At 39.6% G+C, this 11691-nt stretch carries 11 protein-coding genes; 2 read left to right on the forward strand and 9 right to left on the reverse strand.

Annotated elements, in window-relative coordinates:
- The first annotated feature begins 117 nt into the window (after nucleotides 1-117).
- Nucleotides 118-1374 (forward strand): ISL3 family transposase, encoded by a 1257-nt coding sequence (locus TZ96_RS08525; RefSeq protein ID WP_045763715.1) that lies wholly within the window; start codon nucleotides 118-120, stop codon nucleotides 1372-1374.
- A 16-nt stretch (nucleotides 1375-1390) separates the two neighbouring features.
- Here TZ96_RS08525 and rsmI read toward each other — a convergent pair whose 3' ends face one another.
- The 9 genes from rsmI to TZ96_RS08570 form a co-directional block, all read right to left on the reverse strand.
- Nucleotides 1391-2275, reverse strand: coding sequence for a 16S rRNA (cytidine(1402)-2'-O)-methyltransferase (gene rsmI / locus TZ96_RS08530; protein ID WP_045763716.1), 885 nt, complete (start codon nucleotides 2273-2275; stop codon nucleotides 1391-1393).
- A 2-nt stretch (nucleotides 2276-2277) separates the two neighbouring features.
- Nucleotides 2278-2595 carry a DNA replication initiation control protein YabA gene (gene yabA / locus TZ96_RS08535; protein WP_001034369.1) on the reverse strand — a complete coding sequence of 106 codons (318 nt, stop codon included), beginning with the start codon at nucleotides 2593-2595 and terminating at the stop codon, nucleotides 2278-2280.
- A gap of 24 nt (nucleotides 2596-2619) precedes the next feature.
- The gene (locus TZ96_RS08540) at nucleotides 2620-3516 is read right to left on the reverse strand and encodes a DNA polymerase III subunit delta' (RefSeq protein ID WP_045763717.1); all 897 of its coding nucleotides are present in this window, start codon (nucleotides 3514-3516) and stop codon (nucleotides 2620-2622) included.
- Nucleotides 3513-4151 carry a dTMP kinase gene (gene tmk / locus TZ96_RS08545; protein WP_045763718.1) on the reverse strand — a complete coding sequence of 213 codons (639 nt, stop codon included), beginning with the start codon at nucleotides 4149-4151 and terminating at the stop codon, nucleotides 3513-3515. Before tmk ends, TZ96_RS08540 begins: the two co-directional genes overlap by 4 nt.
- 119 nt (nucleotides 4152-4270) lie before the next feature.
- Nucleotides 4271-5068: a pyrroline-5-carboxylate reductase gene (gene proC, locus TZ96_RS08550; protein WP_045763719.1), complete on the reverse strand. Its 798-nt coding sequence runs from the start codon at nucleotides 5066-5068 to the stop codon at nucleotides 4271-4273.
- 3 nt (nucleotides 5069-5071) lie between these two features.
- Nucleotides 5072-6334, reverse strand: a complete 1263-nt coding sequence (locus TZ96_RS08555; protein WP_045763720.1) for a glutamate-5-semialdehyde dehydrogenase — start codon at nucleotides 6332-6334, stop codon at nucleotides 5072-5074.
- Nucleotides 6335-6343: 9 nt separating this feature from the next.
- Nucleotides 6344-7453 carry a glutamate 5-kinase gene (proB, locus tag TZ96_RS08560; RefSeq protein ID WP_045763721.1) on the reverse strand — a complete coding sequence of 370 codons (1110 nt, stop codon included), beginning with the start codon at nucleotides 7451-7453 and terminating at the stop codon, nucleotides 6344-6346.
- Between the two features lie 157 nt (nucleotides 7454-7610).
- Complete coding sequence (gene tuf, locus TZ96_RS08565) at nucleotides 7611-8807, reverse strand: elongation factor Tu (protein ID WP_001040718.1); 1197 nt, start codon at nucleotides 8805-8807, stop codon at nucleotides 7611-7613.
- A gap of 410 nt (nucleotides 8808-9217) precedes the next feature.
- On the reverse strand, nucleotides 9218-10327 hold the full coding sequence (locus TZ96_RS08570) for an AI-2E family transporter (protein ID WP_000489835.1): 1110 nt from the start codon (nucleotides 10325-10327) through the stop codon (nucleotides 9218-9220).
- A 105-nt stretch (nucleotides 10328-10432) separates the two neighbouring features.
- On the opposite strand from TZ96_RS08570, the gene pbp3 reads away from it, so the two are divergent.
- Nucleotides 10433-11674: a D-alanyl-D-alanine carboxypeptidase PBP3 gene (gene pbp3 / locus TZ96_RS08575; RefSeq protein WP_045763722.1), complete on the forward strand. Its 1242-nt coding sequence runs from the start codon at nucleotides 10433-10435 to the stop codon at nucleotides 11672-11674.
- Nucleotides 11675-11691 lie beyond the last annotated feature (17 nt).

The raw sequence follows: 11691 nt of genomic DNA on the forward strand, positions 1-11691 counted from the left end.
TAATATTTGTAGTGGGTAAATCCCCTATGGATCTTATGGAGCCTATTTTTGTGTAGAAAAAAAGTCCCATATGACCTATAATGAAAAGCGATCAAACAACTCATTAGAAAGAATCCTATGGAACAATTACATTTTATCACAAAACTGCTCGATATCAAAGACCCTAATATCCAGATTCTAGACATCATCAATATGAATACCTACAAAGAAATCATCGCTAAACTGGACTACGACGCCCCATCTTGCCCTGATTGCGGAAGTCAAATGAAGAAATATGACTTTCAAAAACATTCTAAGATTCCTTACCTCGAAACGACTGGTATGCCTACCAGAATTCTTCTGAAAAAGCGTCGATTCAAGTGCTATCATTGCTCGAAAATGATGGTCGCCGAAACCTCTCTCGTCAAGAAGAATCATCAAATTCCTCGTATTATCAACCAAAAGATTGCTCAAAAGTTAATTGAAAAGACTTCTATGACTGATATTGCACATCAGCTATCCATTTCAACTTCAACTGTCATTCGTAAGCTCAATGACTTTCACTTTAAGCATGATTTTTCTTGTCTTCCAGAGATTATGTCTTGGGACGAGTATGCCTTTACCAAGGGAAAGATGAGTTTTATCGCACAAGATTTTGATCAGCTCAATATCATTACTGTTCTTGAGGGAAGAACACAAGCTATCATCCGCAATCACTTTCTTCGCTACGATAGAGCAGTCCGATGTCGAGTGAAAATCATTACTATGGATATGTTTAGTCCTTACTATGCCTTAGCTAAACAGCTTTTTCCATGTGCTAAAATCGTTCTAGATCGTTTTCACATTGTTCAACATCTTAGCCGAGCTATGAGTCGGGTTCGTGTCCAAATCATGAATCAATTTGATCGAAAATCTCATAAATACAAGGCCATCAAGCGCTATTGGAAACTCATCCAACAAGATAGTCGTAAACTCAGCGATAAACGATTTTATCGCCCTACTTTTCGCATGCACTTAACGAATAAAGAAATTCTAGACAAGCTTTTGAGCTATTCCGAAGACTTGAAACACCACTATAATCTCTATCAGCTCTTGCTTTTTCACTTTCAGAATAAAGAGCCTGACAAATTTTTCGGACTTATTGAGGAAAATCTAAAGCAGGTTCATCCTCTTTTTCAGACTGTCTTGAAAACCTTCCTCAAGGTTAAAGAAAAGATTGTCAACGCCCTTCAATTACCTTATTCCAACGCCAAATTGGAAGCAACCAATAATCTCATTAAACTCATCAAACGAAATGCTTTTGGTTTTAGGAACTTTGATAACTTTAAGAAACGAATTTTCATCGCTCTGAATATAAAAATGGAGAGGACAATCGTTGTCCTCTCCAGATGTTAGCTTTTTATTCAACCCACTACAGTTGACAAAGAGCCTGATTGTCTTCCCATTCGTGATAAGCAGCGTAGAGCTGGCTTTTGTTCCACTGATAAATCTTCGCAACTTCCTTAATGGCTTGATTTTTCTTGATTCCTTGTTGGATTCGTTCTTGGATTTCTAAGAACAAGTCCTCTTCATCCTTATCTTCTACTTCTTGACTAGCACCCTCCACAATGAAAAGGCATTCGCCTTTAAGAGGTGTTTCAGAAATACTTTCTAGTAGCTCTGAAATCTTTCCTCGTTGGTATTCTTCATAGATTTTAGTCAATTCCCTGACCAAAACCACCGAGCGATCACCGTAGACTTCTAGCATATTTTCTAGCGTATCCGCCACACGGTGAGGTGATTCATAGAAAATCTGGGTCTCTGGATAAGCTTTTTTCGCTTCGAAAAACTGCTTTTGCTGGCCCGATTTTCGTGGTAAGAAACCATAAAAAATGTGAGGTTGTGGTGCTAAGCCACTGGCAATCAAGGCAGAAATCCCTGCACTAGCTCCTGGAACTGTGACAACTGCGATGTCTTCTTCTATGGCAGCCTTGACCAAATCATGCCCCGGGTCAGAAATACTAGGCATCCCTGCATCAGATACTTGGGCAAGATTTTGACCTTGTTTCAACAAACCAATCAAATCAGGAATTTTTTCCTTGGCATTATGTTCGTGAAAACTGATTTGCTTGGTTGAAATCTCAAAATGCTTGAGCAAAAGTCCCGTATTACGAGTATCTTCTGCTGCGATCCCGTCAACCTCTTTCAAGGTCTGAATAGCGCGAAAAGTCATATCATCTAGATTACCGATTGGCGTTGCGACTAGATAAAGCTTGCCGTAGGGAGTTTGTCCCTTAAAACTCTTTTGAATCTGCATACTTACTCCCTAAATAACAACTCATCACAAAACATACATTCTGCATCTTGCTCCCGACGTTGGCCATAAAAGTCACGACAAACATGAAAACCATCCTCATAAATGCGACGGACATTTTCTCTTACATGTTTCGTTTTGGCTGGAGCTGTCTCCTCAACCTCTCCCAAACGTTCTCTCAGTTTATCATTTTCTAAACGAAGAGCTGTATTTTCCTCTACCAAACTCTTGAGATTTTTCTTGATAGCTTCGACGTCTGCCAAGGTTACCAACAATTGCTGTGAAAAGTCATCTAAAGCATCAAATAATTCTTTTTTATTCATTACAGCCCTTTCAATAATCTATCTTTACTTTAAATTTTTTTGTAAAACCAGGTATTCCAAAACGTTTTGAAAGCTAACATTGGCCCGCCACATTTTACGAGTTTGGACGAGATTTTGCAAAATGTTCCGAGCTGAAACATTGAGAATCTCCTGGCCAGCTAATACCTCTAAAATTCTGAGCACCTGATCTTGCTTTTCTTTATCATCAGCCAAACTCGTTAATTTTGCAACTTGCAAGTAGGATTCTTTTTTATGGGCTAAAAGCCAAGAAAAGAGGCGTTCACTTTCATCTACTAGTGTCCAAAATCCTGCTTGATGGACAAGCTTATCAGCCTCTGCCTGCGATTGACTAAACTGAGCCAATAGCTTAGCTTTATTTTTTACTAAACCAACCTCTTCAAGCTGTGACATTAAAGTAGAGACTTGTTTCTTAAATTGGAAAATCTGTGTCCGACTTCGAATCGTTGGTAACATCTGTTCCTCATCATCGGTCAAAAAGAAAATATAAATCTCACTTTGTGGCTCTTCAATAACCTTCAAGAGTGAATTTGCAGCATTCACATGCATTTTTTCCGCTTGCTCGATAATAAAGACCTGACGTTGATTTTCAATACCAGACTGGGAAAATTGACCAACTAATTCTCGAATACGCTCCGTCTTAATGACTTGATTCAGAGGTTTAATTATGGTCACATCAGGAAACTCTTCCTGCTCAATCAATTTACAATTCCGACATTTTTCACAAGGAAAAATACCAGTTTTCTCACTACAAAAGAGACTTTTAGACAAAAAAAGGGCCATCTCTAAACTTCCAAAATTACCTGAAAAGAGGTAGGCGTGATTGAGCTGCCCTTGCTCCAAGATATGGACAAACCGTTCAAATTGTAGAGGTTGACAAGCCCTTAATTGCTCTTGCTTCATCTCCTTAATCCCATCCTATCAAAAAGTAGCTGTTGCGTATTTTCAATCACTTGATCAAGTGGTAAGCTAGCATCGATTTTTTCGATGCGATTTCCTTCTCTTTCAATAAGAGAAAGGTAACCTTGACGAACTTTTCGGTGTAGATCCAGACCTTCCATGTCCAAACGATTGACTTCCCGATTACTGTTGGCAGCAATACGTGCCAGTCCCTCTTCGACCTCAATATCAAAATAAAGAGTCAAATCAGGTTTCAGTCCATCTGTTGCAAACTGATTAAGCCAATCAATGGCATCGATATCTAAACCACGCCCAAAGCCCTGATAAGCAACAGAACTATCGATAAAGCGATCCATGATAACCAGTTTTCCAGCTGCAAGTGCTGGTAAGACCTTTTCCACCAAGTGTTGTCGACGACTAGCAATATAGAGGAGAAGCTCCGTCTTAGGATCCATTTCAGTATGACTAGGATCTAGGATAACTTCGCGAATTTTTTCTCCAATTAAGACCCCACCTGGTTCGCGCGTTGTTAAAACTTCTACTCCCCTATCCTCTAATACAGGGATTAGGGCTTCAAGAACGCTTGTTTTTCCTGCTCCCTCTGGTCCCTCAAGAGAGACTAAAAATCCTTTTGACATGTCTGACTCATTTCTATTTTTCTATCTTCTATTCTATCAAAAAAATGGGGATTTGTGAAAAGCTTTTTTCATTTCCTTCTTTGTAAGAAAAAAAGAGTGTGAGTTTTAACGCTCACCTCTTATTTGCCTAATTCTTGAGTTTTTTTGTAGGCTTGATTGACAGCATCCATAACGGTTCCTCTAAAAGCATGTTCTTCTAGACTTGATACACCAGCAATGGTTGAACCACCTGGACTGCAAACTTGGTCTTTCAAGACTCCAGGATGTTGCTGACTTTCTAGGACCATTTGACCTGCACCAACTACTGTTTTAGCCGCCATTTTCAATGCCGTTTCTCTTGGCAATCCTGTTTGAACTCCTGCATCTGCCAAAGCTTCGATAAATAGATAGACAAAGGCTGGTCCACAGCCTGCAAGTCCTGTTGCTGCATCTATTAAACCATCACTTATTTCAACCAACTGGCCAGCCTTGGCTAATAGTTGACAAAAAAGTTCACTGTCTTCGGGATGACAATTTGCAGACAAGGCATAGCTAATCACTCCTTGCCCAATAGCAACAGGTGTATTAGGCATGATGCGAATAATCCTATGGTGACTTGGAAGAAGACTAGCGAGTTTTTCCAAGGTCAAACCAGCTGCCATGGAAATCAAAAGAATACTTTCTCGTTTCTCAAGGATTGACTGATATTGAGTAAGCAGTTCTGAGAATTGAGCTGGCTTCACTCCTAGAAAAATCACATCTGCTTCTGCAAAGATTTCGTCATTACTAGAAGCCAGACCACCATAATTGGCAATAAAAGCATCCACCTTAGCTTGACTACGATTAGCGAGGAGAATCTGATAACTCATTTTTGCCTGCAAGACAGCCTTAGCCAAGCTGGAACCCATATTTCCCAAACCGATAAATCCAATCCTCATCTCTTACTCCCTTATCTGTCCATCACCAGTAACTACATATTTGTAGCTGGTCAATTCCTTTAAGCCCATTGGACCACGCGCATGTAATTTCTGAGTAGAAATCCCCATTTCACAACCCAGACCAAATTGGCCACCATCTGTGAAACGAGTCGAAGCATTGACATAAACCGCTGCCGAGTCCACTTGATTTGTAAAGTAAGCTATAGCATCAGCATTTTCAGTCACAATCGCATCCGAATGATGGGTGCTGTGGGCTTCGATATGCTCTACAGCTTCCTCAAGACTAGAAACTACTTTAACAGCTAAGACATAGTCTAAAAACTCAGTGTCAAAGTCTTGAGCCACTGCTGCTTGTCCAGAAATATATTGACTAGCTTTCTCATCTAGACGCAATTGAATCGATTCCAGTCCAGCTTCTTTTCGATCGGCAACCAGAACTTGCTCCAAGCGAGGAAGGAAGCTTGCCGCCTTGTCTTGATGAACAAGCAGCACTTCCATGGCATTACAGACTGAAGGACGACTAGTTTTAGCGTTATTGATAATAGACAGTGCCTTGTCTTCATTCGCATCTTTGTCAACGTAGACATGAACAATCCCTGTACCTGTTTCGATAACTGGCACAATAGCATTCTCAACGACAGCATTGATCAAACCGACACCTCCGCGAGGAATGAGAAGATCTAGATAACCCTTAGCCTTCATCATGGCATAACTACTTTCACGACTGGTATCTTCTACTAATTGAATGACGTCTGGATGAATGGTGGTAGTCTCCAAACCCTTCTTCAAGGCTGTAACAATAGCATGAGCTGTTTGGTAGGCATCCTTACCGCTACGAAGAACAACCGCATTTCCACTCTTGAGAGCAAGGGCAGCTGCATCAGAAGTCACATTAGGACGACTTTCATAGATAATGCCAATAACACCCATAGCCACACGCTTCTTAGTAATGACCAAACCATTTTCAAGCTGACTTCTTTCTAGGACTTCACCGATTGGATCTGGTAAAGCAACCACATCACGAATGCCTGTTGCCATCGCTTGGATACGACTTGCATCCAAATAAAGACGATCGAGCATAACATCTGATATTTTACCCTTTGCTGCTTCCATATCAAGGACATTAGCCGCTAAAATCTCCTCAGTAGCTGTCAATAAGTGATCGGCCATAGCTAGCAAGGCTTGGTTTTTTACTGTTTCACTAGCTGTGTTAATCGACTTTTTAACAGCCTGTACCTGTTCAAATTGTTCTTGTGTACTTACCATAGTTTACCTCTAAAATTCTGTAAAGAGTAGTTGGATTTCAGGAGTGATAGAAATCCAGTCATCACGATGAATCAGGACTCCCTTGGCTTTTTGAGAACGAAGGACATCTTTGAGCCCCGATGCACCTAGTTGCACTCTACCTTTTCCGAGTGATTTTCCAGTTTCCTTATCAAATACCGTTACAATATCACCATAAGAAAAATTGCTCTCAACATCTACAACCCCTGATAAAAGGAGACTCTTTCCATGTTGAGAGAGGGCTTCTGCCGCCCCTTTATCAACCCAAATTGCTCCCTGACTTTTGGCATAAAAGGCTAGCCATTGTTTCTGGGTACGAAGTCCCTTTTCTTGTGCAACAAAGAAAGAACCATCCTTGGTCTTCTCTGCCGCCTCTATCATAGCATCAGCTTTCAAGGATGAACAGATATAAACCGGCACTCCTGACTCTGTCGCAATGGTCGCTGCCTTTATCTTAGTCAGCATGCCCCCAGTTCCATTTGATGATCCTGCCCCACCAGCCATATCGATAATTTCTCGATTGATGGTCTCAATTCTCTCTAACCGCTTCGCACTTGAATCCGAGTTAGGATTACCAGTATAAAGACCGTCTACATCTGTTAAGAGGACCAAAAGATCTGCCTGCACCATTGCTGCAACCTGGGCACTAAGTGTATCATTATCTCCGACCTTGAGCTCATCAATAACGACACTGTCATTTTCATTGATAATAGGAATCGCGCCACGATTGAGAAGGACAGATAAAGCTTGATGGGCATTTTTATAACGTCGCTTATCGACAAAATCATCCTGAGTTAGCAAGATTTGCGCTGAAACAATCTGTCTTAAGAGCAAATTTGTTGTATATTCTTCCAGAAGCAATCCTTGACCAACCGCCGCTGAAGCTTGCTTATCCGCAATCTTGGTCGGTCGTTTTTTAAATCCTAAGGCTCCAAAACCTGCTGCAACAGCCCCAGAAGACACCAAAATCAGCTCATGACCTGCTTCATGCAGCATTGCAAGCTGTTGTGTGATAGCTTTTACTTTACTGCGAGATAAACTTCCATCTTTATGTGTCAGCGATGAAGTTCCCACTTTAAATACGATACGCTTGTACTTCATATTTTTCTCCAAATTTAATATTTAACCATTTTACCATGATTTTATGAAATTGTAAAAAAGGAACTCTCTCACTTTTGATCGCAAAAAAAGAACCTTGCATAGCAAGATTCTTTTAGTGTCTGACTTAAATAATTGTTCTTCTGGGAACTAAATCGAATTAAGCTTCGATTTCTGTAACCATACCTGAACCAACAGTACGTCCACCCTCACGGATAGAGAATGTAGTACCTTGTTCTACGGCGATTGGGTGGATCAACTCAACGTCGATTGTCACGTTATCACCTGGCATTACCATTTCAGTACCTGCTGGAAGTTCGATTGAACCTGTAACGTCAGTAGTACGGAAGTAGAATTGTGGACGGTAGTTGTTGAAGAATGGAGTGTGACGTCCACCTTCTTCTTTAGTAAGGATGTAAACTTCACCTTTGAATTTAGTGTGTGGGTTGATTGAACCTGGTTTAGCGATAACTTGTCCACGTTCGATTTCGTCACGTTGAACACCACGAAGAAGGACACCTACGTTATCTCCTGCAAGACCTTCGTCAAGTTGTTTACGGAACATTTCAACACCAGTAACAACTGCTTTTTTAGTTTCTTCTTTGATACCAACGATTTCGATTTCGTCGTTGACACGAACAGTACCACGGTCGATACGTCCTGAAGCAACTGTACCACGTCCAGTGATTGAGAATACGTCTTCGACTGGAAGAAGCAATGGTTTGTCAGTGTCACGTTCTGGTTCTGGAATGTACTCATCAACAGTGTTCATCAATTCCATGATGATATCTTCGTATTTAGAGTCACCTTCAAGAGCTTTAAGAGCTGAACCTTGGATAACTGGAAGATCGTCACCTGGGAAGTCGTATTCTGAAAGAAGGTCACGGATTTCCATTTCAACCAATTCAAGCAATTCTTCGTCGTCAACCAAGTCGATCTTGTTCATGAAGACGATAAGGTGTTTAACACCAACCTGACGTGAAAGAAGGATGTGCTCACGAGTTTGTGGCATTGGTCCGTCAGTTGAAGCTACTACAAGGATAGCTCCGTCCATTTGAGCGGCACCAGTGATCATGTTTTTAACGTAGTCCGCGTGTCCTGGAGCGTCGATGTGAGCGTAGTGACGTTTTTCAGTTTCATACTCAACGTGCGCAGTGTTGATTGTGATACCGCGTTCGCGTTCTTCTGGAGCAGCATCGATAGACGCATAGTCTTTAGGTTGGTTAACTGCTGAAGGCAAGCGACGTGCCAAAACAGTTGTGATAGCTGCAGTTAGGGTAGTTTTACCGTGGTCAACGTGTCCGATAGTACCAATGTTAACGTGTGGTTTACTACGATCGTATTTTTCTTTTGCCATTTGAGTAAAAGCCTCCAATAAAATATATTTTATAGATAGACAGTAGGCAATACAGTCTAACTTTCCTTACTATTTTATCAAATTTCAGCTAAATTGCAAGTGTTTTACAAAGTTTTTGTGAATTATTCTTATTCTTGCTCTACTTCCTCTACCAATTTATTTAAAATATCTATAAATAGGCTTATTTTAGCAAAAGGCGATAGACCATAATTCGATAACCCAAGTCTGAATTTCCTATTTTCAGCCCCGAAAGACTTCAATCATTCAGTTGTTTGTAAAAATTATGTATAGAAAAATTAAAGTTTCATCATAAGAGATTAGAGAGTTTTAAAACCAAAAAAAGTTTGATCAACTACAGAGCCAAAGATACAATGATCAAAAAAAGGTCGGGATTTTTTATCCCGACATCTTTATTCTGATAGATGTTTCTCAACTTCTTGTGCTTCCTTATGATTTTCATACAGTCGCGCTAAGAATTTAGCAATCTCTTTTAAAATGGAATAGGTTGGAACAGCAACAATCATCCCAATCACACCATAAATATTACTTGATAATAAAAGCAAGACTAAAATAGTAATCGGATGAACCTTCATAACCCCACCCACAATACGTGGATATAAAATATTTCCATCAACTTGCTGAATAATCAACATATAAATGACAGCAATAATCATTTTATGAGGATCTGTGAAGAGATTTGAAATAATCATTGGAATCAAGCCAATGCTTGGTCCTACATACGGAATCAAATTAGCCAATCCAGAAAAAATGGCGAAGACCAAGGCATATCTTAGACCAATCACACTATAACCGATAAAAGCTAAACATCCAATAATAACTGCATCTATAGACACTCCACTAATGTAACGAGAAATAGTTGTATTTAGGTTTGTCAATAAACCAGATATGTTCAATTTATCTCGTTTTAATATAGTTCTTTCTAGCATGGGTAAAAATTTATGTCCATCAAGTAGGAAGTAAATCAAGAACACTGGTGTCATGATGATAATCAATACAGTGCTTACGAGTGCAGAGAGAACACTGCCAACACTATTTGTCACACTGTTCAAGATATTTTGCAAAATATCAACATATGACAGATTCAGTTGCTGAATAGTTTGTTGAATATCTAGATTTTGCAGGGCTGGATGTTTTGATAACTCAATGACTAAATCTTGAAGACGACCATAAATGTTTTGACTCGAGTAGATTAGGCTACTCAACTGATTAATCAAAATCGGTAGCAGATAGACAAAACTAAGTACGATTGCACAAATTAAGGCACAAAGGGTTAACAAAATCCCAATGATGCGATTGATTTTGCATTCCTTCTCTAAAAAGATAACAATTGGGTTGGTTAGGTAATACAAAAATCCTCCCAATAAAAAAGGAATCATGATTGTATTTGCAACACTGACAAAGGGTGTAATAATAGCACCCATTTCTCTCCATAAGTAGAAAATAAGGGTTATTAATAATATCTCAGTGGTCCAGAAGAATAATTTATTTCTCCGAAACATAAGCCACCTCCTCTTTTTCCTATTTTACCATATTTCAAAAAAGATTGATAACCTACATTATAAAAACAAGAATATTTTTTGTCTTTATGATAGAATACAATTACTATGAAGAAATTATTTTTAACACTATTAACACTTATTTCGTTTGGTTCCGCTACTACGGTTTTTGCCCAGGATTTTGATGTAGCAGCAAAACATGCCATTGCTGTTGAAGCTAATAGCGGTAAGATATTATACGAAAAGGATGCTACTCAACCTGTTGAAATTGCTTCTATTAGCAAATTGCTTACCGTATATCTCGTTTACGAAGCCTTGGAACAGGGGAAAATCTCTCTTTCTACTCCTGTAGAAATTTCTGATTACCCCTACCAGTTGACAACTAATTCTGCGGCTAGTAATGTTCCCATGGAAGCTAGAAATTACACTGTCGAAGAGTTGCTAGAAGCAACTTTGGTATCTAGCGCTAACAGTGCTGCTATCGCTTTAGCTGAAAAAATTGCCGGTTCTGAGAAGGACTTTGTAGATATGATGAAGGCCAAACTAGAAGAATGGGGAATTCAAGATGCTACACTCGTCAATACAACCGGGCTCAACAATGAAACTCTTGGAAATAATATCTATCCAGGATCTAAAAAAGATGATGAAAACAAATTGAGCGCTTATGATGTTGCTGTCGTTGCTCGCAATCTCATCCTCAAGTATCCTCAAGTCTTAGAAATCACAAAGAAACCTTCTTCTACTTTTGCAGGGATGACCATTCATTCTACCAACTATATGTTAGAGGGAATGCCTGCCTATCGTGGTGGTGTTGATGGACTTAAAACTGGTACGACTGATAAAGCTGGAGCATCCTTTGTAGGTACGACTGTAGAAAAAGGAATGCGTATTATCACAGTTGTCTTAAACGCTGACAACCAAGATACCAATCCATATGCACGCTTTACAGCTACTTCTTCTATTTTAGATTACATCTCATCAAACTTTGCTCTTCAGACAATCGTCAAACAAGGGGAAAGTTACGAAGATAGTAAATCGCCTGTATTAGATGGGAAGGAAGATACAGTTACAGCTGTCGCCAAAGAAGATATCAAAATCGTACAACGTCTTGGTAGTCGTACACAATCAACTATTACCTACACAGCGGATACTACTGAACACACTGCTCCACTAGAGGCAGGAACTGTCGTTGGACATTTGACTTATGAAGACAAGGATCTAGTTGGTCAAGGATACATTACAACTGACAAACCTAGTTTTGAGATGGTCGCAGAAAAAAATGTCGAAAAAGCCTTCTTCTTAAAAGTTTGGTGGAATCGCTTCGTTCGTTTTGTTAACGAGAAGTTATAAAAAATCGAAAAATCGCG

This window comes from Streptococcus infantis (genome assembly GCF_000963255.1).
GTDB lineage: Bacteria > Bacillota > Bacilli > Lactobacillales > Streptococcaceae > Streptococcus > Streptococcus nidrosiense.

Excerpts from the sequence above, each read along its gene's own strand:
- TZ96_RS08525 (WP_045763715.1), top strand. The coding sequence starts at position 118 with ATGGAACAATTACATTTTATCACAAAACTGCTCGATATCAAAGACCCT.
- rsmI (WP_045763716.1), bottom strand. The coding sequence starts at position 2,275 with ATGCAGATTCAAAAGAGTTTTAAGGGACAAACTCCCTACGGCAAGCTT.
- yabA (WP_001034369.1), bottom strand. The coding sequence starts at position 2,595 with ATGAATAAAAAAGAATTATTTGATGCTTTAGATGACTTTTCACAGCAA.
- TZ96_RS08540 (WP_045763717.1), bottom strand. The coding sequence starts at position 3,516 with ATGAAGCAAGAGCAATTAAGGGCTTGTCAACCTCTACAATTTGAACGG.
- tmk (WP_045763718.1), bottom strand. The coding sequence starts at position 4,151 with ATGTCAAAAGGATTTTTAGTCTCTCTTGAGGGACCAGAGGGAGCAGGA.
- proC (WP_045763719.1), bottom strand. The coding sequence starts at position 5,068 with ATGAGGATTGGATTTATCGGTTTGGGAAATATGGGTTCCAGCTTGGCT.
- TZ96_RS08555 (WP_045763720.1), bottom strand. The coding sequence starts at position 6,334 with ATGGTAAGTACACAAGAACAATTTGAACAGGTACAGGCTGTTAAAAAG.
- proB (WP_045763721.1), bottom strand. The coding sequence starts at position 7,453 with ATGAAGTACAAGCGTATCGTATTTAAAGTGGGAACTTCATCGCTGACA.
- tuf (WP_001040718.1), bottom strand. The coding sequence starts at position 8,807 with ATGGCAAAAGAAAAATACGATCGTAGTAAACCACACGTTAACATTGGT.
- TZ96_RS08570 (WP_000489835.1), bottom strand. The coding sequence starts at position 10,327 with ATGTTTCGGAGAAATAAATTATTCTTCTGGACCACTGAGATATTATTA.
- pbp3 (WP_045763722.1), top strand. The coding sequence starts at position 10,433 with ATGAAGAAATTATTTTTAACACTATTAACACTTATTTCGTTTGGTTCC.